General features: G+C 66.9%; 16 protein-coding genes. 11 read left to right on the top strand and 5 right to left on the bottom strand.

What is annotated here, in order from left to right:
• The first annotated feature begins 423 nt into the window (after positions 1 to 423).
• The 3 genes from BKA00_RS28945 (at position 424) to BKA00_RS28935 (ending at position 3,845) form a co-directional block, all read left to right on the top strand.
• Complete coding sequence (locus tag BKA00_RS28945) at positions 424 to 567, top strand: hypothetical protein (protein ID WP_185030244.1); 144 nt, start codon at positions 424 to 426, stop codon at positions 565 to 567.
• 225 nt (positions 568 to 792) lie between these two features.
• Positions 793 to 2,613, top strand: coding sequence for a DUF4357 domain-containing protein (locus tag BKA00_RS28940; protein WP_185030241.1), 1,821 nt, complete (start codon positions 793 to 795; stop codon positions 2,611 to 2,613).
• Positions 2,610 to 3,845: an McrC family protein gene (locus BKA00_RS28935; RefSeq protein ID WP_185030239.1), complete on the top strand. Its 1,236-nt coding sequence runs from the start codon at positions 2,610 to 2,612 to the stop codon at positions 3,843 to 3,845. The genes BKA00_RS28940 and BKA00_RS28935 overlap by 4 nt, the downstream gene beginning before the upstream one ends.
• A gap of 79 nt (positions 3,846 to 3,924) precedes the next feature.
• Here the strand turns inward: BKA00_RS28935 and BKA00_RS28930 are convergent, their stop codons facing one another.
• From BKA00_RS28930 to BKA00_RS28920, 3 genes are read right to left on the bottom strand one after another with little or no spacing between them, the layout of a single operon-like run.
• Positions 3,925 to 4,632: a hypothetical protein gene (locus BKA00_RS28930; RefSeq protein WP_185030236.1), complete on the bottom strand. Its 708-nt coding sequence runs from the start codon at positions 4,630 to 4,632 to the stop codon at positions 3,925 to 3,927.
• Positions 4,629 to 4,823 carry a hypothetical protein gene (locus tag BKA00_RS28925; RefSeq protein WP_185030234.1) on the bottom strand — a complete coding sequence of 65 codons (195 nt, stop codon included), beginning with the start codon at positions 4,821 to 4,823 and terminating at the stop codon, positions 4,629 to 4,631. Before BKA00_RS28925 ends, BKA00_RS28930 begins: the two co-directional genes overlap by 4 nt.
• A 54-nt stretch (positions 4,824 to 4,877) precedes the next feature.
• Positions 4,878 to 7,511, bottom strand: coding sequence for a CHAT domain-containing protein (locus tag BKA00_RS28920; protein ID WP_185030231.1), 2,634 nt, complete (start codon positions 7,509 to 7,511; stop codon positions 4,878 to 4,880).
• A gap of 993 nt (positions 7,512 to 8,504) precedes the next feature.
• Between BKA00_RS28920 and BKA00_RS40655 the strand changes: the two genes are divergently transcribed.
• Positions 8,505 to 8,789 (top strand): hypothetical protein, encoded by a 285-nt coding sequence (locus BKA00_RS40655; protein ID WP_185030228.1) that lies wholly within the window; start codon positions 8,505 to 8,507, stop codon positions 8,787 to 8,789.
• A 209-nt stretch (positions 8,790 to 8,998) separates the two neighbouring features.
• Positions 8,999 to 10,195, top strand: a complete 1,197-nt coding sequence (locus BKA00_RS28910) for an MFS transporter (RefSeq protein WP_185030225.1) — start codon at positions 8,999 to 9,001, stop codon at positions 10,193 to 10,195.
• Here the strand turns inward: BKA00_RS28910 and BKA00_RS40650 are convergent.
• Positions 10,082 to 10,993: a helix-turn-helix domain-containing protein gene (locus tag BKA00_RS40650; RefSeq protein ID WP_185030222.1), complete on the bottom strand. Its 912-nt coding sequence runs from the start codon at positions 10,991 to 10,993 to the stop codon at positions 10,082 to 10,084. The two genes, BKA00_RS28910 and BKA00_RS40650, sit on opposite strands and share 114 nt — an antisense overlap.
• 1,430 nt (positions 10,994 to 12,423) lie before the next feature.
• Between BKA00_RS40650 and BKA00_RS28895 the strand changes: the two genes are divergently transcribed.
• From BKA00_RS28895 to BKA00_RS28880, 4 genes are all read left to right on the top strand, one after another.
• A complete protein-coding gene (locus BKA00_RS28895) occupies positions 12,424 to 12,951 on the top strand; it encodes a hypothetical protein (protein WP_185030215.1) in 528 nt (175 codons plus the stop codon).
• A gap of 131 nt (positions 12,952 to 13,082) precedes the next feature.
• The gene (locus BKA00_RS28890) at positions 13,083 to 14,432 is read left to right on the top strand and encodes a pentapeptide repeat-containing protein (RefSeq protein ID WP_185030212.1); all 1,350 of its coding nucleotides are present in this window, start codon (positions 13,083 to 13,085) and stop codon (positions 14,430 to 14,432) included.
• 219 nt (positions 14,433 to 14,651) lie between these two features.
• Positions 14,652 to 15,035: a DUF4234 domain-containing protein gene (locus tag BKA00_RS28885; protein ID WP_185030209.1), complete on the top strand. Its 384-nt coding sequence runs from the start codon at positions 14,652 to 14,654 to the stop codon at positions 15,033 to 15,035.
• An 88-nt stretch (positions 15,036 to 15,123) separates the two neighbouring features.
• Positions 15,124 to 15,783, top strand: coding sequence for a hypothetical protein (locus BKA00_RS28880; protein ID WP_185030207.1), 660 nt, complete (start codon positions 15,124 to 15,126; stop codon positions 15,781 to 15,783).
• A gap of 259 nt (positions 15,784 to 16,042) precedes the next feature.
• Here BKA00_RS28880 and BKA00_RS28875 read toward each other — a convergent pair whose 3' ends face one another.
• Positions 16,043 to 16,543 carry a hypothetical protein gene (locus BKA00_RS28875; protein ID WP_185030205.1) on the bottom strand — a complete coding sequence of 167 codons (501 nt, stop codon included), beginning with the start codon at positions 16,541 to 16,543 and terminating at the stop codon, positions 16,043 to 16,045.
• A gap of 458 nt (positions 16,544 to 17,001) precedes the next feature.
• Here BKA00_RS28875 and BKA00_RS28870 point away from each other — a divergent pair, with 458 nt between their 5' ends.
• On the top strand, positions 17,002 to 18,021 hold the full coding sequence (locus BKA00_RS28870) for a hypothetical protein (RefSeq protein WP_185030203.1): 1,020 nt from the start codon (positions 17,002 to 17,004) through the stop codon (positions 18,019 to 18,021).
• A 2-nt stretch (positions 18,022 to 18,023) separates the two neighbouring features.
• Positions 18,024 to 18,719 (top strand): YqeB family protein, encoded by a 696-nt coding sequence (locus BKA00_RS28865; protein WP_185030201.1) that lies wholly within the window; start codon positions 18,024 to 18,026, stop codon positions 18,717 to 18,719.
• The last annotated feature ends 8 nt before the right edge of the window (positions 18,720 to 18,727 follow it).

The raw sequence follows: 18,727 nt of genomic DNA, 5'->3' as shown, positions 1-18,727 counted from the left end.
GGCCCGCCGCGAGCCGCCGCTCCATCGGCCGCCCGCCTCTGCGGGTGAGCTTCGGCTGCCCGACCGGTGCTTGCGGAGGTTGACTTCGGTGCGCCTTCACATCACATGCCAACCTCGGAACGGCGCGCGCGTCCACCCCACACGAACCGTCGTCTGGACGCCGCACCGCCTCCGGCGTCTGGCCCTCACTCACCGAACCACGGCCAGCTGCCCTGTCCCACAAAGACGCTGGCGGGCGCGGTGCAGCGCCGCTCGACGTTGCCGTTGTCGGCACCTCCGAGAGAAGGCCACGCGCGGAGCGAAAGCAGCCGCTGAGCATTCACAACCGTCGCACTGAACTTCCGCCATCTGTCCGATGCCGTGGTCCGGTTCCCCGGGGCACCTGCCCGCGGATAAGCACCCATCGGCCCAACGCCGTCAACCGTGTTGCCTGGTGACTCGGCGGATTTCCAGCTGGTCTTCACCGTCGTGGAAGACTGCGCGTCGCGGCTCTCCAAGATCTTCGCGGACGCGAGTCTTCAGCTCTTCGACACCAGTTACGCCACCAAGGAACGCGCAGTGCGGTAGAAGCGCGCGGACGGCCGAGAGGAAGAGCTGCCCAAAAGTCTCCTGGCGTCAGGCTAACCTGAGCCGACGGCGTCCCAGGCTACGTCGACGGGCACGACTCGCTGGGGCCTTGGACCGCGCGGCACGCCCCCGAACTCCGTCCGGGCAAGCGGCTCGTACCCGTCGGAGGGCGGTGTTAGGTTGGCCGCGCCCCGCCGCCGCTGACCCGCAGTACGAAGGACTCCGATGGCCGACGCGTATCCCGAGTTTCAACTCCGACTGCCCAACGGCGGCCCGGTCGCGCGCGGGCGGCTGCTGGAAGAGGTTGGGCTGAACGGCAGCTACAAGTTCAGGGTGCTCGCCGGGTCACCTGCACGGCTCGACACCTCGCCGGGGTTCCCCCGGACCAATCCGTCCTCACACCGGAGCCGTGAGGCATTGATCAGCGATGAGTCCCTGGTGACGTCCACGATGTGGCCCGGCTGCTTGGAGGCCAGCAAGGACATCGACTGCAACTCCGCATCGGCCGCCGCGGAGATCGTTCTCGGCCGCAACGCCAACGGGCAAGTGGTCTGGAAGACCTCGAAGGGACATCCGCTCGGCGACTACCTTGCCCAGGACGGGTGGGGGCGGCGGCGTACCTGGCTCGTCCGAGCGGCACATGCGCACGGAAACGAGCTCGCCGTCCTCCAGGCCAAGTGGCTAACAGAGGGATGCGTCTCCCTGGAGGCGACACCGTTCAATTGGGGGAGTCTCGAGCAGGGCATGAGCAAGGACGCCCTGCGCGGCCTCGTGGAGGAGACCTTGGCGTCCACCTCGCCGTACAGCGCGAGGCGACGACTCGTCGAAGAGTTCCACATATTCCTATCCCGGATGAAGCCGGATGATGGCGTGTGCACGATCGTTGACGGGAGCCTTCACGTCGGCAAGATCATCGGCCCCCTCGCACGGGTCGGTTCGGAGTCCGGCCAATGGCACCTGCAACGTCCGGTGGAATGGGAGAACATCGCGTACTTCCTCGGAGTACTTCCCGAGGAAGTCCAGCAGAAGCTCTCGGTCCAGCAGGACGTCGCCGACCTCACGTCCGTCCAAGCCATCATCGACGGGCTCGGCCTGACCGATGAGGAACTCGCGGACGAGGCACAGGACGCGGTGGACAGCGCGGCCACCGCTCTTGCGGCCCGGCGAGAGTTGGAGCTACCGGAGCCGACCGAAGAATTCGCGAATGAGCTGCTCGTCCATGACGCGGGCTGGTTGCGCGAGGTGCAGGACCTGTTGTGGGACGAGCGGCAACTCATCTTCTACGGCCCGCCTGGCACCGGCAAGACCTACCTCGCGCAGAAACTGGCGGAGTTCCTCGGCGGCGGGCCTGAACAGGTCAAGCTGGTGCAGTTCCACCCGTCCTACGCCTACGAGGACTTCTTCGAGGGATTCCGACCGCAGGAGGACCCGGAGACCCGCCAGGTCGCCTTCCGGCTTACGGCCGGCCCGCTGCGCGAACTCGCCGACCTCGCCTCCGGCGAGGGAAACCGGCACGTCCCGCATTTCCTGATCATCGACGAGATCAACCGCGCCAACCTGGCGAAGGTGTTCGGCGAGCTGTACTTCCTGCTGGAGTACCGCAACCGATCGGTGCGGCTGACCTACTCCGGCGACGACTTCGCCCTGCCGCCCAACCTGTTCATCATCGGCACCATGAACACCGCCGACCGGTCCATCGCCCTCGTGGACGCCGCGATGCGCCGCCGGTTCGCCTTCGTCGAACTGTCCCCGCGCACCGAACCGACCAAGGGGATGCTGCGTCGCTGGCTCGCCGCCAAGGAACGCGGCACCGAACCCGCCGAACTGCTGGACGCACTGAACCGCCGGATCGCGGACCCGGACTTCCAGGTCGGGCCGGCCTACCTGATGAAGCCGGGCGTGTACCGCGACGGAGGGATGGAGCGCACTTGGCGCACCAAGATCCTTCCGTTGCTGGAGGAGTACCACTACGGAGAGGACGTGAAAGTCGAGCAGCGGTACGGCCTGGCGTCCCTGCGCGACGCGATCGCTCCGCCTCCTGCATGATGGACATCGCGATCATCGAGCATGGAGCGGCGCTGTCGCTGCCTTTGTCCTCAGCGCTCGGCCGGGCCGTGGCCGCCTCACGCGCGGTCGAGGCCGTGCTGGACCCGGAAACACCCGGACGATGGTGGCTGAAGGCCGCAGGCAAGGTCGGAGTCGCGACCGTGACCGCACCTGGCGGGGAGACCCTCACCGTTCGGATCACGCCGAAAGTGCCGATCCGCCGGTTGCTCTTCCTGCTCGGCTACGCACTCGACGCCAAGGGCTGGCGGGACGACGACGCCTCCCTCGATGCGGAACCCGAACTCCTGCCCGCGCTCGCACACCTTTTCGAGCGGCAGGCCGACCGGGCCCTCCGCCAAGGGCTACTTCAGGGATATCGCACCACCGAGGAGACGTCCCTGGTCATGCGCGGGCGACTGCGAGAGGCCGACCAGATCCGCCGACACCACGGCGAATTCCCCGCCGTCGAGATCGTCCACGACGAGTACACGACGGACATCGCCGAGAACCGGCTCCTGCGGACCGCCACCGACCGGCTCCTCCGCCTGCCGCGCGTTCCCAAAGACCTGCGCGGCCGGCTCCTGCGGCTGCATGTCCGGCTGGCCGACGTAACCCCGATCGGACGGGGCCACGAGCCGCCGACGTGGCGGCCCACGCGGTTAAACGTCCGGTATCAGCCCGCCGTGCGCCTCGCCGAACTCGTCCTGCGCGGGGCCTCCGTCGAGCACCGGCCCGGAGACATCACCGTCAGCGGCTTTCTGCTCGATATGGCGGGCGTCTTCGAGGACTTCGTCACGGTAGCCCTGCGCGAAGCGCTTAGCACGAGCAGCGGCTACTCCATGCTCCAAGCCTCCCACTACCTGGACGAGGGCCACGCGATCCGCATCGTGCCCGACTTCGTCCACTACACCGATGACGGCACCCCGCACGCCGTCGCCGACGCCAAGTACAAGGCCGAGAAACCCGCGGGCTTCCCCGACGCAGACCTATATCAGATGCTCGCCTACTGCACCGCCCTCCGCCTCGCGGACGGCCATCTCATCTACGCGAAAGGCAACGCCCCGCACGCCGCCCACCGCGTCCGGCACACCGGCATCACCATCCACCAGCACACCCTCGACCTGGACCAACCGCCAACCACCCTGCTCGCCGACGTCCGTGCCCTCGCCGGATGCTTCCTGCCACGAACCTCCCGACCGGAGCAGAGGCCCGTCCTCTCTGGGAACCGTTGATCCGACGGTGACGCTGCTGGTCGCTTGCCGGAGCCGACAAGCAGTCCTGTGCTCCCCGCCGAGGACCTCTGTAGATTGATCAAGCCGGGCTGCTCGTGGGATTGGGGACCGGCTTGGCTGGAGCCCGCGGCGCGTTGTCGATCGTGGCCGTAAGGAACAGCACTGCGCCGATGGCGACCAAGAACATGGCGACAAGGGTATGCACACGTGCTCGGCGCAGCGCGACCCGGACTTCCCAGGCGTGAATGAGATCGACAAGTCGGCCTTCGAGGCGCCGTGCGAGGGCAGCGTTGGCACGGGCATCATCCAGCGCCTGCTCCAAAACCCGAACTTCGGCCTGATCTTCTGCCTTGGCCCGTGTGACGGCGAGCTTGGCCCAGGTCGTCTCGTGTAGAAGGCACGCTGCGCGGAGAGCTTCAGGACTCTGTCCGAACGGGCCGTAGAACGCGACCTTGTCCTGGGCGATGATTCTGCGGAGACCGCTCATGGCGGGTCGGTCCAGTTCGGCGATGGTCGTGAAACGTGGCGTCAGCACCTCCCCCGTCTGCCAGATCGCCCACCCCACCCCGGCGAGTGCAAGGGCCAGTCCCACAAAGGCTGCGAGAGCGTCCCCGGCGTCGTTCACCTTCCCGACAGCCGTCAGCGGTGCCCCACCGAGCAACAGCGCACCCACAGCCGCGACAGCCGCGATCGTCCATCTCGCGGTCGCACGCATGTCGGCGACGGCCTCTCCTGGAGCGGCAGTCGCCCCGCTCTCCGCTGCCGCATTCTGGGGAGGGTTGGTCACGTGCCCTCCTGAGGGGGCCTGCCGGTGTCTCCTTCCGGGGCTGGCGTCAGTGAGGTCGTGCTGCGGAAGACGACCTGGCCCTCTTCGGGGAGCCGCCGCACCCGCTTCCACGTCGTTCCGTCGTAGTGCTCGACCTCACCAGATGGGCTGATACGGATATCGCCGATGGTGGGCGATGGCTCATCGCTCATGGGTATAAGTATGCCGGGACACCCGGTCGGGCTGTCCAGGTTCGTCAGCCGGCGTCAGCCCACCATTGCAAACGGATTTCCATAAACCGTGTATGCAAGCCAGGTCGGGTCGCCCGGATTCTTGATCGCGTTCCGGGCCGTGTTAGTCGCGTCTCCCAGAGACAGTCGTTGCTTCAGGCATGCGTCGTAGAACGCTTCGGCGAAGTGCCGAGCCTGCTTGCTCGGCACCTCCCAGAGAGTGCCGATGAACGCTCCGGCGCCCGCCTTCATGAACTGGACGGCCCAACTCATCAGCTGCGTGTATTCAAATGTGGCGCCCGCACTTCGACAGGCGTTCAAGAAGACCAGCGGGGTTCTGGTGGAAAGTGAGCGGATGCCGACGGCACTGCTCAGCATCGTCGGCTCGAAGGTGTCATCGCGCATGATGATCGACGATCCGCCTTCTCCCTGCTTGAAGTAGTTATGGCAAGCGAAGTGCAGCAGTCCCGCCTCCCCGGTCGTGATCCATTCTACTAGTTTCACGACATCCTGAAAGATTCGACCGGGCGTCCCTCCGCCGACCGTGCGGAATAGGCGATCGAGTTCTTCTATTTCTCCAGGCACATCGGTGAGCATCGGATCAGGGATCACGAACGCGGTGGGCTCAAGCGAGATTCCGACTGCCCGCTCCTGACCATAGACCCGTCGCGCGACAGGGAAACGCTCAACGAGAAATTTGCCGTCGTCACCTGGCCGTATGGGACGCATCAGTTCCCACGGAATAATGTCATTGTCGGTGGCGATGCTGAACGAGGAGATTTTCGAATTCAGTTCCCAGAATTGCTCCTTTACTACTTGAGGAACCATCTGGTTCCATAGGTTTGTTCCGGCCTCGCGCAGCTTGAGTTCCTTTGCTGAACCGCCGGTGCTGGACGCCAGATTCTGCAGGGCGGCGAAAGTTCGCTCGATGGCGTCCCTTGGGTCGCCAACCACACTTTCAACGAAAGGCTCGTATATGGTGTGGTCTGAAAGTAGCTGAAAACTGTACTGCTCGTCGTTTCTCCGGGAAACATGGAGCGTTACTTCTCCATTAACAGGACGGAGGTCGGAAAGCGCCGCTGTGCGCTCCACGTGCCGACCGGAAACAGGCGCCGGCTCGGCGGAGATTTCCACCACGAGCTCTCCGACGAACGTTCCACCAACCCAAGCCATGACCTCTACACGACGCAGCCCGGGCCGGATCACCTCAAACGGTACGGCTATGGGGTCAGAATCGCCTTGCGCAGGAACGTGAATAACGTACTGGCACTGCATCAAGGGCAAGAGCCCTTCGTCGGGTTGCAGCACGATCTGCACTTTGGCGCCGCCCACAGGGATTGGGAACGGACGCAATTCTACCGCATGCCTGATCCTCGGCATGTCCGCCACGATTCGCACTATGATATGCAGGTCCTGGCCCACTTGCACGCGGGACGGACATCCAGCAGAGAGTATTCGACTGGCCGGACATGAGATCCTTGGGGGCACCAACGCGGGGAGTCCGTCGGCGTCTTCGGGCAACTGCCTCGGCCCTGCGTCGTTTCCGACCGAGGCCATCGGCGGTTGAAGGTGGGCGTCATCCTGGAGCTTGTCAAGAGTCCTTCCGACGTGATTACGCACCGTCCTCGTGCTGACGGAAAGTGCTTTGGCTATCTCAACATCAGTGCGCCCTTTGAGCATCAGCTTGAAAATTTCGGATTCGCGCCTTGTGAGCTCGACACGACCCCATGGCCTCGTGATTCCCTCAAGCAGGAACTGGGGCACCTCGTCTCTGAACGATGGCGCCTTCGCCCCACCTGAGAGGACATCTTCAATCACCGCTCCCAGCTTCTTGGCGCCGCCTGACCCCGTATCCACCTCCTGGTGCCAGCCGTCCTGTGTTCGCATCGCCCTCGCGAGCGCCTCCGAGGTGAAGGCATCCTCACGGACCGACCCACGTACGCTGCTGAGGAGCGCCGTCCGCAGCAGATCAGGATCGACCCCCCCAGTCAACAAGACCACCCGATATGCTGAGGTCAGCCGCCGCATAGCCAAGACGCCAACGGTGTGAAGCAAGCTCGCGCCTACCAATATCACGTCAGGACTAAGTTGCTTTGCGGCCGTGAGTGCCTGCTTTATGCCATTTTCCATGCCAACCAGCAGAGTGAAGTCGCTAGTGGCGACCCTACGGGCGATGTTGGTGCGCACCGCAGGCCGTTCGTCCACCACGAGCACGGTGATCTGGTCGGCGGTGCCCCCGGCACCTTCCGTCGGCGAGGGCCGGTATAGCCAGGCCCTGGCCGACGTCTCCTTGATGTCTACCTGGATCGGCCAGAAGACATCTGCTTCGGGGAAACGCTCGGCCCACTCGGCGAGCTCGGCTCGGTAGAACGCGTCCGAGACCACCAGCGCCAGCTCGTTGCCTAGCGCGGACGGGACCTTGAGAGCGGGAGCTTGCAATAGCCGGACCACGTGGCGAACAGCCTCGTCCGCCAGTCCATACTCGTCCCCCTGAACTGCACCTACATGGACGGCGGCGCGCGGCAGCACCTCGGTGCCGGGAACAGCGGTCTCGTTGTAGGCGGCGAGTTTGGCAGGTAGTAGGTCGAGCAACGTTTTCACCAGGACGACGTCCCGGGAGAACTCCGGTGGTACGAAGATCAGCAGGCCGTCTCCGCGCTCCTCGGGCATGCAGCGTGACCAGTCGATGCCGGCTTCGCTGAAACTTTCCGAGACAGCTGAGCGCAGTGCATGCCACCTCGCTACCCGGCCGTGATCGGAGCGAAGAGGCACCCCGAAGTCAGAAAGCTCGATAGCGACCAACATGGCTGACTGCGGCCGCCGAAGGGGCTCGAGGCGAGCATGCCTCGGAAACGGGTCACTGTTGGCATTGCTCACAAAAGATCACCCAATCCTCAGCCGAGTGTTCTCCAGTATCTCAAACAAACGGACAGCCCGTTAACCATTGAGGGTCTTCCGGTGCAACCCGGGCGGGCCGGCGCGGATGGCTAAGCGGCGTGTCGAGGGTAGATTTCGGGGCATAGACATGCGCGCCGCCGCATGTAGTGGCGGCGAAGGCGCGGAAGACCTTGGCAGGTGGCCGTGGGGTCGTTCTAACTGAGGTCGGTCAGCCTCCCTCCTTCGGCGTGAAGGGGTGGCCTCCACAAGCGCCGCCGCCCAGTCCACCTCCACCGGAGTCTCGAGATCTTCCAGTGCCACGAGGTGCAGCCGCGGCCCATAGCCTCTCGTCCGGCGTCCGGACGGTGAAACGGTGGCAAGCGTCGGCACGCTGACACCGAATTAGACAGACCGTCCTCCGGTACAGCCTAAGTGATCACTTTGAGTGATCGGGCTGAGTTCGGCGCTGGCCGTGGCCGGTGTGCACAAGGTGGGCACGAACTGTAATGGATCTTGGCGGACGAGGGCGCCTCGCATGGACGCTAACCTGCGGAAACACAAATTCTCCGGGACGGCGAATCATCACATAGCACGCCAAAAAAGGAACTGCTAATGCGGTTTGGGTGCAAGCCCATCCGGGGTTCAAATCCCCGATCCTCCGCCACACTGACCAGGGACTTCGTCCAAGATTGCGATCTTGAGCGAAGTCCCTGTCGCATTCCAGATGTCCGTCTTTCCTGTCCTGGTGTGCACGGGATGTCAGCAGAGTGCCTTCGTCCCCGGACGATGCGGCTCGTCGGTATCCGCCCAGGCCAGTCCCGCGACCTCGGCTCGACGCAGCCCGCGGAAGGCGACCAGGTGGAAGAGGACGTACAACCGCTCGTCCGCGATGATGCCGAGGAAGGCGCCCGTTTGGGCAGGCGTCCAGACCATCACCTGGCCGGGCACCTCTCCGGTCGGCCGGGCACGCTCAGCACTCTGGCCCAGGCCGCGAACGTCACCACCGACCAAGCCGTCGGCCTGCTCGACCAGTTGTTGCGCAGCGGGATCATCGCCGGGGGCGAGGCATGATGGCGGTTCTCGGCCTGGGCACCTACCGATGCCGCGACGTGACCGCCGCCGCCCACGCCGTCATCGCGGCGGGGGGCACCGTCATCGACACCGCGCCTGTCTACGCGCGAGGCAGCGCACATGCTGGCCGGTCACAGACCGGTCAGACGGTCAACTGTGCGCGTCACGCGATCAACTGCGGCGGCGCGGAGGAGGCGAAACTGGAAGGCATGTCCACGCCTCAGTCCTCGCCGCCGTCCGCAGACACTTCGCCGCCCGAGTCCTCGGCACGGTCCGGCGGCTCGACGAACTGGTCACCGATCGTCGCGCTCGCTGCCGGGATCGCGGTGCTCGTAGGTAGCGAGTTCCTGCCGGCGAGCGTGCTGCCCGCGATGGCCGGCGACCTCGGGGTCAGCGAGGGCACCGCCGGGCTGGCGGTCGCGGCCACCGCGGTCGCGGGCGCGATCACCGCCCCCAGCATCGCGGTGCTGCTGCCGCGGACCGACCGGCGCACGGTCCTGACCGGGTTGCTGGTCGCGGCGGCCGTCTCGAACCTGGCGGTGGCGGTCGCCCCCGGTTTCGCCGTCCTGCTCCTCGGCCGGCTCGTCCTCGGCGTCGCCATCGCCGGGTACTGGTCGTTCGCGTTCGGCGCCGGAACCCGCGCCGTGCCGGGACGCGACAGCGTGGTCTCAACGTCCATCGCGCTGGGCGTCACCCTCGCGACGATCGGCGGCGTCCCGTTGGCGTCCCTGCTCGGCGACGCGGTCGGCTGGCGGTTGGTGTTCGGCGTCGCGGCGGCCCTCGGCATCGCCGCTGCCCTGGCCGTGGCCCTGACGTTGCCGCCGGTACCCCCGCACCCGGCCGCCGGAATGGCGATGCTGCGGGCGGCGCTCGCCAACCGGTGGCTGATGGCCGGGGTGCTGGGTGTGGTCCTGGTCGCGTTCGGCAACTTCGCCGCCTACCCCTACATCCGGGTCGCGATCGAGGACGTCGACGCGGGCGCCACGGTATGGCTGCTGCTGGCCTGGGGCGTGGGCGGGTTGGCGGGCAACCTCGCCGCCGGGCGGTTCGCGGGACGGCTGCGCGCTGTGGTCGCCGCGGCCCCGCTTCTGCTGGCCGGCGGCCTGCTGGTCACCGCGACCGCGCCATCCCTGCCGGTGCTGGCCGCGGGGGTCGTCGTGTGGGGCCTGGCCTTCAACATGGTCCCGGTCGCCACCCAGCTCTGGGTGACCCGCGTCGAGCCCGAACGCGCCGAGTCGGCACTTTCGTTGCAGGTCACCGCGTTCCAGGTGGCGATCACGCTGGGGTCGGCGTCAGGAGGCGCGCTCCTGGACGCCCGCGGCATGCAGGCGGCCATCCTGCTCGGCACGGGGTTCGCCGCGGCGGCCGGGCTGCTTTTCGCCGCGCTGCGCGTCCCGCGCGGGTGACGGCTCCCGCCAGGCCTGCGGCGCGACGCCGTGGTGGGACGAGAACGCCCGGCTGAAGGCAGCGGTGGAGCCGTACCCGACGGCGGACGCGATGTACTCCACCGGACGCGAGGGGTCCGCGAGCAGCCGGCGCGCCTCCCGCATCCGGATCTCCCGGAGCACCTCTGCGGGTCCACGGCCGAGTGCGCGGCGGAACCGCTCGCCCAGGGCGGAACGCGACAGATGGACCAGGCGGGCCATCCCCTCGACGGTCCACGGCTCGGCCGGGCGGGCGGTCACGGCGGCCACCACCGCGGTGACGGCCTCGTCGGGAGGCCCGGCGTCGCCGCCCTCGTCCTCCTGCCAAGAGGTGGTCATCGCCGCGCCGATCAGGTTGCCGTAGCTGGCGGCGAACAGGGTCGGTCGGCACGCACGTTCGAGCGGGCACTGCGTGACGAGCGCCATGACGCCGCCATGCCGGATGCCGAAGCCGCGGACCACCAGCGGGCTGGGCAGCCGACGGACCGGGACGGCCATGCGCAGGTCCGCTACAACCAAGGCGGACTCCTCGTGCCGCTCCGACGCGGTGAGCCGGTGAGCGGTGCGGGCGTCGATGAGGACGGCGTCCCCCTCGGCGAGCGACTGCGCCTCGAACGCCGCCTCAAGCGTGAGTTCGCCCTCCAGCACCAGCGCCCACAGCGGGACCGGCGGTTCGGTGAGCACCGCGCCCGCCGGAAGCTGGACGTGGTCCATGCCCGACATCTCCCACGCCGGTTCCAGGGAGAAGGTGCCGACGTCGCCTGCCCGTGAGATATCCACGATGTTCGCCACGTGAGCTGAAGCAGATACAAGACGGCGGCCTATTCCCGCGCGTCCCGGATGACGTCCCGGTAGGCCGAGTCTCGACTGGCTACGGGAGCCGACCTGGTGATTACAGTGAGTGCTCGGATGACGAGGGTCTACCTTCGGCCCCATCTACGATTGGTGAGCACAAGGTGCGCACGAACTGTAATGGATCACGGTGAATGAGGGTGCATCATGTGGACACTGGCCTGCGGGAACGTGAATTTGCCGGGATGGCGAATCATCACTTAACACGTTAAAAATGGCTCTGCTAATGCGGTTTGGGTGCAAGCCCATCCGGGGTTCAAATCCCCGATCCTCCGCCACACTGACCAGGGACTTCGTCCAAGATCTAGATCTTGAGCGAAGTCCCTGTCGCGTTCCAGATGTCCGTTTCTCCTGGCCTGGTGTGCACGGGTTGTGGGCGGAGCGCTTTCGTCGCCGAACGATGTGGGTGCTGACCGGCTCGGCTTTGATTACCCTGCGTTTTGGCCGCGCCGGTTACGGTGGTCCGCGAACGAGATCACGTTGGTGGCGTCGGACGGTCTCGGCTGGGGTCGGCGAGGGACGACCGCGGCCACCGCCTCGGCCGCTGCACGGGACACCTCGGGAAGCACCCAGGTGTAGGTGTCGGCGGTGAACGAATGGCGGGCATGGCCGAGCGTCTCGCTGATCACTTTTATGTTGACGTTGCCGAGCAGGGCGAGCGTCGCGGCTCCGTGTCGGAGGTCGTGGAAGCCTGGACGAGTCCGTACTTCTTGATCAGGTCCTCGAACCGCGTGGAGATCCACTGGGGACGCAGGCGTGCCCCGTCCTCGCGGGTGAAGACACGTCCGGAGTCCACCCATACCTCGGGGCCGGCGGCGGATCTTTCACGTTCCTGAACGGCCCGCCAGCCCAGCAGTACCGAGATGGAGCCAGGACGTGTCTCGCGGACGGTCAGCGTGCCTGCCCCCTGGAGGTCAGTGTCCGCCCAGGCCAGTCCCGCGACCTCGGCTCGACGCAGCCCCCGGAAGGCGACCAGGTGCGCGCATGCCAGCCACACCGCGCCCGCGGCGATCACCGGCCGGCATCAGCACGTCGATCAGGGCCAGGCGTGCCCACCAGCAGGCCCACGTGTGCCTCATGGCGATGCCTCCTGTGTGGTCTCGCCGGCCTCGGCGCCGCGCATCGCCCAGGCGGCGGCTCTGCGGCTGCGCCACTGCCATCAGCGCGGCCGCTCCCCCTGGGCGGCCGGGACCAGCAGGGCCTCAGCGATGTCGCGCAACTCGGCGACGACCTGGCCGAGGGACTCAGCAGGCTCCTCAGATGAGCGGGCTCAACCTGTGTTGCCGAATCCCCTCATGCACCAAACGGTCTTTTTTGCGACGGTCCCACCCGGGACTGCACAAAGGAGATGATCAACGATGCGTCTCATCGAGCGCATGAAGCGCGCGGTCACCGGCAAGGCGAACCGCGTGCCGACCATGACGGGCACCGTCAACATCGCCGGGCTGGACAAGGCCGCGGTCCTGGCCGCACTCGTCAACGGCACCGAGCCCCTCGGGCGCGGGGCCAGCGACCCGAACGCGTCCAAGACCATGTCTGTCGAGGACGCACGGCGGCTCATCACGCAGGTCGGCCTCAACTTCAGGACGTTCTACGCGTGGGGTCGGCCGATCAAGGTCGACCTGTCCGGCGACACATTCGAGCCCGGGGCCTACGACCGCGACTCCCGATCCCGGCCGAGCAGCTGGTTCGGGACCTTCGCGGGTAGACCGGCTTCACTTCCAGGTTCCCCGGGTGCACGTCGCACCCGGGGAACCCTCTTTTCATCGGGGCGGTCGGTCCTGCCACGAGGGGCCGTGCTGCCGGAACGGTCCCGGGCCGGGGCGCAGCGCGGTCAGCGGGAGCCACTCGGCCGCGCCGCCTGCCATCAGCGGGTGCCGTCGTAGACCAGCACCCACGGGCCCCGGCAGGCCGGGTCGCTGGCCCAGTCCAGGACGGTGAGCATGCCGGTGCCGTTGATCCGGGCCGTAATGGCTCGGGCCTGGATGCGTGACGCGTCCCGTGATAGGGACCGAGTATGGCGCTGCCTCGCCCGTTCAACACCGAGATCTATGTCAGGCCGGAGATTGCCGGACTGGAAATCACACGGCTGGCCGCTCGCCTGCCCGATTGGGCGGGACGGCAAGCCACTGAGCCGGCCGACCGGCCTGCCGCCGAGGCGGCGGTCCGCGGGTTGTACGAACTGGTCGGCGCGCCGCAGCCTCAGCTGGTGTGGATCGACTCGCCCCGCGGGGATCCCGATTGGAACTGGAGTGAGTTCGGCACGCCGAAGCCCCAGGCGATCGCGGCCGCCCACGGTGTGCCGGAACCGGGCGAGTTCCTGCTGACCCTGCTCAGCGGTCGTCAGGGCAAGAGGGGCAGATGGTTTGCCCGTAAACGACGCCGGGAGGTCTGGAATCGCAGGCTGGCGCTGTGGAGAGAACTCATCGAGTCCTGCGGCGGCTGGTGGCCCTTCGAGAAGATCTGCCTGGTGTGCGAGCGTCCCGCCCAGATCCGTCTCGCCACCGCGCCAAGGCCCGGGGAAGACCCCTTGGTGCTGCACTGTCGCACAGGTCCGGCACTACGCTACCGCGACGGTTTCTCCCTGCACGCGCTGCACGGAAGGGTCGTCCCCGAAGACGCCATCACCGGCGAGCGGACAGGGGCCAGTCGGCCGTCCGGCTTACCGGAGAACCTGGCGGAACTGATCGATGACAGCAGCGCCGAGACCATCGCCCGGCTCGTCGGCAAGGACCTGCATGGGGCCGACCTGCGGGGCGTCCGGTTCCCCGAGGGCACCGACCTCACAGGCGCCGACCTCAGTGGAGCCGATCTGCGCCATGCCGATCTCTCCTCGGCCGAACCGAGCCGGGCCCCGGGCGCGGGAGCCCAGTTCACCGGCGCCAAACTCGTCGGCGCGGATCTACGCGACGCCGACTTCGGCATCGTCGGCTGCTTCATCGACACCGACCTGACCGATGCCGACCTGACCGGTGTCTACCTCGGCGGCGCCCCCGAGGCCGGCGCCTCGTGCTTCAATGGCGCCAGGCTCGTGCGGACCAAGTTCATCGGCGCCCACCTGGTGGCAGCCGTTTTCACCGGCGCCGACCTCACCGGGACGGATTTCAGCGGCGCCCGCCTACACTACATTCCCGGATCGAGTGACCCGAGCTACGTATTCTTTCAGTTCGCTCAGTGCACCTGGGACTCCACGACGAGATGGCCGAACGCCGAGATGGCCGAGGCCGTCCGCCAGGTATCAGACCCCATCGACCAGGACACCTTTCGAGTACGCGAAAAGCCGCCCATTCCATCCGCGCGACAGGAACCCCACCCGCAACCACGTCCCCTTTCGGACGGCGACCCCTTCTTCGACTTCGGCCGCTAATTTGCAGTCGCGCACATCATGGCTGAATGACATCGCAGGGTGACGCACATGGCATTGGGTTATCCAGTGTCAGACTGCACGACGGTGACCCCGTCGCCCAACATCAGCAGATGGCGGCCCAACCATGCACATGCCTGGGCGAGCCAGATTGACGATAATATTTCAACTCTTGGTATTTACGATGCAATAGAATGGCAGACCGCAGAATATCGTAACAGCATGAATGAGGAGCATGCTACGGCGGGCAAGCGACGCAATCCGGTTCTGACCTGGCTGGTCTGGCCACTCATCACCCTTGGGATCTATTACTTCGTGTGGTGGTACAAGATCAACCGAGAGGCGCGCGACTCGGGTGTGGAGGTGAACCCTGGCCTCGCCCTGCTGGCCGTCCTCGTCGGGTGGATCATCATCGTGCCGCCCTACGTCTCTATCTTCCGGACGGGCGAGCGGATCGCGCGGATGCAGGACTCGGCCTACCGACGGCCCTCCTGTAACGGCTGGATCGGGCTGATCCTGTCGTTCTTCTTCGGCCTCCACGCGCTCTACTACCAGATCGAATTGAACCGGGTCTGGGACTACCGGGCCCAAGCGCCCATCCCCTAAGCAACCAGCGCTGACGAAGAGCATCGGACCAACGCGTCGACAAGGGCGCGCCACCGGTAGGCAAAGGCGGACCTGCCATCATCGGAGGATGAGCGACTGGGAGCGGTTTCTCCAGGAGGTTTCATGGTTCCTCCAACCCGGAGAGAGCGCCGTAGCGGGCGAGCCACAGCCGTGGACCCGCGGAACGGCCGAAGACCTGCCTGAACTGTCCGCACTGCTCGGCTCGACGACTCTCACCCCCGTCTCCGTCGGAGACAGTGCGTACGAGCTGCTGGCGTGGGGACCGCCGGACGGTCGACGGGGATGGCTCTGCAACCCTCCCGGGGATGCGGACGGCGGGTCGTTTCCGGAGACGCACAAGAACTTCTGGAAGCTCTGCGGCGGAATCGTCGAGAGGTTCGGCGAACCCAGCACCTGGTGGTGCAACCAGAACCAGGTGCTCACGGCTCAGGCGACGTGTGTACGAGTCTCGGAGGTCCTGGCCGACTACGCCTGGCTCTGGGAAGGCGACGGCCTGGAGGTTTCCATCAACCCGGAGGAGTACTACGCCGTCGCCGTAGAGGCGAACGGAAATCTCACGCTGGCGCATCGGGACGACGGTCGACTCCTTCTCTTCGCACCGGACCACGCGTTCGAAGATGTCACACCACTGGACGGTTCCCCGCCGTACTCACTACTCACGATCGATCGTGTGCCCGACCTCGCGACCTGGGTAGAGGTATGCGCTGCGGCTTGGCGACATCAGTAGGCCGACCAATGCAGGACCCCCGTCAGCGACCCACGTCGCCATGCGAATCTGCCGACGGAGTAGGCAAGTTGTGGCCCGCGATCCGGCGCGGGTGTTCACCGGGCGACGAGGAGTGCGAAGACGATATTGCCGACCGGGGCGGGATCGGGTGTGGCGTCGGGCGGCTACAGCGATCATCTGTGTCGGCAGGTCCGCCCTGCGAGGCCCGCGCCAGGTACCTCGATGCCGAGCAGGGTGCGTGTGGGCCTGATGGTGGCGGCTACTTCACGGCCGCTTGGGCCTGGCTCCAGGCGGCGGCGACGGTGCGCTTGTGCGCGCCCAGCCCTTCTTCGGTCCCCATGAACGCCATGGCCATCACCAACTGGCCGGAACGGACGTTGATCCAGGTGGTGTACGCAGACATGCCCGCGTCGGGGAATGTCATCGTGAGTCGGTTGCCGGTCAGTTCGGCATCGGGAATGGCGGGCAACTGGGACTTGCTCAGGGGTTTCGTGGTGACGATCATTGTTCGGCCTTGCACCTCGGTGGTCGCCTCGCGCCCGCAGATGGCAGGGATCGTCAGACGTAGGCGAGCCATGTCCGTGTCCTCCGGGACCCAGATGAGCGTCTCGCCGACCCCGTCCGGCCCGGACTGGTAGATGACCTGGGCCGAGGGGGCGTCATCGACCGTCGCGGGCCATTGTGCCGGGCCGCCCTCCCCGTGCTGGCATCGCGCGGGCACTCCGGGCATGCCTCTGGACGGAGAGTCGTCGTCGCGCAAGTCTCCGTACCTCCCACTGGCTGGGCCGGACAGGACCTGCTGACCAGACTTCTTGGTGATGAGAGCAGCCTGAAGTCGCGAAGGTTCAACGGTTTTGCTGGACGAAGCCGGCAAGGGGCTGGGCGCGGCTGCCGGGAAACCGCTGCGCCCGTTCGAACTCGGCTTCTGGCCGCCGTCGCCTCCGCACCCGGCCACACTGGCGTACACCACGGTCGCGCAGGCGACAAAGCGCCAGGGAAGCCACATAGCGGGGGATCCTAATGCCTCGACTGACGCGCCGAGAGATCATTTAGGTGGCCGTCCAGCGGCCATGGCCCACCCGGACCGCTTGCACGAGGTCGTCGCGGCGCACGTCCCTGAGCAGGGCGACCAAAGCCTGGTCAGGTACCGACCTTTGAGCGGCGACGATCGCCTTTGGGCGGCTGCCGGCGCGGGGCCGGACTTCTAGGTTCAAGATCATGGATGTGGATGCCCCCGGCCCGCCTCCGCTGCCGCGCCGGATGGCGCTGGTGGTGGCGCTGGTGCTGCTGTCAGCGGTCTGCGCCGAGTACCTCATCGGCTACGACCAGATCATCGGGCGTCCGCTGGAGTTGCTCGGCGGGCTGCTCATCCTCGCGCCGCTCTACGGGACCGTCGCGGTACTGATCCGCGAGGCCGCCCGCCGCACCGGCCGGGGCTGGCCGACGATGGTGCTGCTGGCTGCGGCGTTCGGGCTCGTCCAGGCGGGGCTGATCGACCAGAGCCTGTTCAATCCCGACTTCGTGGACGAGCCGTCCTGGGACCGCGAGCGGCTCCCGACCCACATCCCGGAACTGGGCCTCAGCGCCAAGTACCTGCTGGGCTTCGTCGCGGGCCACGTGATCTGGAGTTTCGGCGCCCCCATCGCGGTCGTCGAGGCGTGCGCGCCGCGCTACGCGGGACGTCCATGGCTCGGACGGACCGGCATCACGACGATGCTCGTGCTGTACGGGCTGGGCGCGGCGATCATCTTCAGGGAGCACACCAGGGACTTCATGGCGAGCCCGGCGCAACTGGGCACCACCGCGGCGATCGCCGTACTGCTGGGCATCGCCGCGTTCGTCCTTCTCCGCCGGTCCGCGCCCGTACCGGGCCGGGTTCCACCGCCGTGGCTGGTGGGATGCGGCGCCGTGGTGCTGTGGGGCACCAACCAGTTGGCACCGGCGTCCTGGGCGGGGGTGGCGCTGGCAGCGCTCGCCCTCGCTGTCGCGGCCGGATGCCTGATTCGGTATTCCGGTCGCCGCGGCTGGAACCATCGGCACGTCCTGGCGGCCGGCGGGGCCGCGCTCGTGGTCAACTCGGCGCTGGCCTTTGTGGTCGAGCCGCTCGGTGAGACGTCGTATCCGGCCAAGTACGCCGTCAACAGCGCGCTTCTGGTGGGCGTGCTGCTCCTCGTGAACCGCATCGACCATTATCTGCGCCGTTCCAAGGGGACCGTCGCGCCGCCTGGAAGGTCCTGAACATGCGATCGCATCCGGCTGCTTCCACCACGCTGGCCCGGTCGACGTGGGCTCAGGGGGCGCTGTACGCGGCGGCGGCAGTGCTGCTGGCAGGTGTCGCCTGGCTGCTCGATCCGCTGGCGAACTGGCTGGTGGGCCTGCGTTGGGCACCGATGCGGGGCCCCGCCCGACTGCTGGTCTCCATCCCCGAACCGTGGCTCACCGTCGGCCTGGTCGCCCTGGGGGCGCTCGCGGGAACGGCGCTGATCTTCTTCGACTCCCTGGAGAAGACCTCGGTCACCGTGTCCGCCGAGCGGGTGATCCTGAAGCGGACCGGTCACGTCCAGGAGATCGCCCGCGAACAGGTCGGCCACGTCTTCCGGGAGAAGGACCGGCTGGTGCTGCTCGGCCCCAAGGGCGAGGAGATCGCCCGGGAGAAGTGCGACTTCAACGCCCGGCGCCTGGCCGCGGCCTTCACCGAAAACGGCTACGCCTGGGTGACCGATGATCCGTACGAGGACGAGTTCCGGATCTGGGTTCCCAAGACCCCGGAACTGCCCGAACTGGCGAACGCACTGCTCGCGGCCCGCGCGGAGGCCATGAAGTCCTCGGATTCCGGCGCCTCCGTCAAGGAACTGCGCCGCGAGCTGGCACGGATCGGCATCGTCATACGCGACAAGGGCCGGCAACAGTACTGGCGCGGCCCCGGCCGGCGATGACGTTATGG

It is taken from the genome of Actinomadura coerulea, assembly GCF_014208105.1.
GTDB classification, from domain to species: Bacteria; Actinomycetota; Actinomycetes; order Streptosporangiales; family Streptosporangiaceae; genus Spirillospora; species Spirillospora coerulea.
This window is presented reverse-complemented; position numbering and strand designations above follow the sequence as displayed.

Bases quoted from the DNA above. Each gene is read 5' to 3' on its own strand.
- BKA00_RS28940 (WP_185030241.1), top strand. From the start codon at position 793: ATGGCCGACGCGTATCCCGAGTTTCAACTCCGACTGCCCAACGGCGGC.
- BKA00_RS28935 (WP_185030239.1), top strand. From the start codon at position 2,610: ATGATGGACATCGCGATCATCGAGCATGGAGCGGCGCTGTCGCTGCCT.
- BKA00_RS28925 (WP_185030234.1), bottom strand. From the start codon at position 4,823: ATGAGCGATGAGCCATCGCCCACCATCGGCGATATCCGTATCAGCCCA.
- BKA00_RS28920 (WP_185030231.1), bottom strand. From the start codon at position 7,511: ATGCCCGAGGAGCGCGGAGACGGCCTGCTGATCTTCGTACCACCGGAG.
- BKA00_RS40655 (WP_185030228.1), top strand. From the start codon at position 8,505: ATGCGGCTCGTCGGTATCCGCCCAGGCCAGTCCCGCGACCTCGGCTCG.
- BKA00_RS28910 (WP_185030225.1), top strand. From the start codon at position 8,999: ATGTCCACGCCTCAGTCCTCGCCGCCGTCCGCAGACACTTCGCCGCCC.
- BKA00_RS28895 (WP_185030215.1), top strand. From the start codon at position 12,424: ATGCGTCTCATCGAGCGCATGAAGCGCGCGGTCACCGGCAAGGCGAAC.
- BKA00_RS28890 (WP_185030212.1), top strand. From the start codon at position 13,083: ATGGCGCTGCCTCGCCCGTTCAACACCGAGATCTATGTCAGGCCGGAG.
- BKA00_RS28885 (WP_185030209.1), top strand. From the start codon at position 14,652: ATGAATGAGGAGCATGCTACGGCGGGCAAGCGACGCAATCCGGTTCTG.
- BKA00_RS28880 (WP_185030207.1), top strand. From the start codon at position 15,124: ATGAGCGACTGGGAGCGGTTTCTCCAGGAGGTTTCATGGTTCCTCCAA.
- BKA00_RS28870 (WP_185030203.1), top strand. From the start codon at position 17,002: ATGGATGTGGATGCCCCCGGCCCGCCTCCGCTGCCGCGCCGGATGGCG.
- BKA00_RS28865 (WP_185030201.1), top strand. From the start codon at position 18,024: ATGCGATCGCATCCGGCTGCTTCCACCACGCTGGCCCGGTCGACGTGG.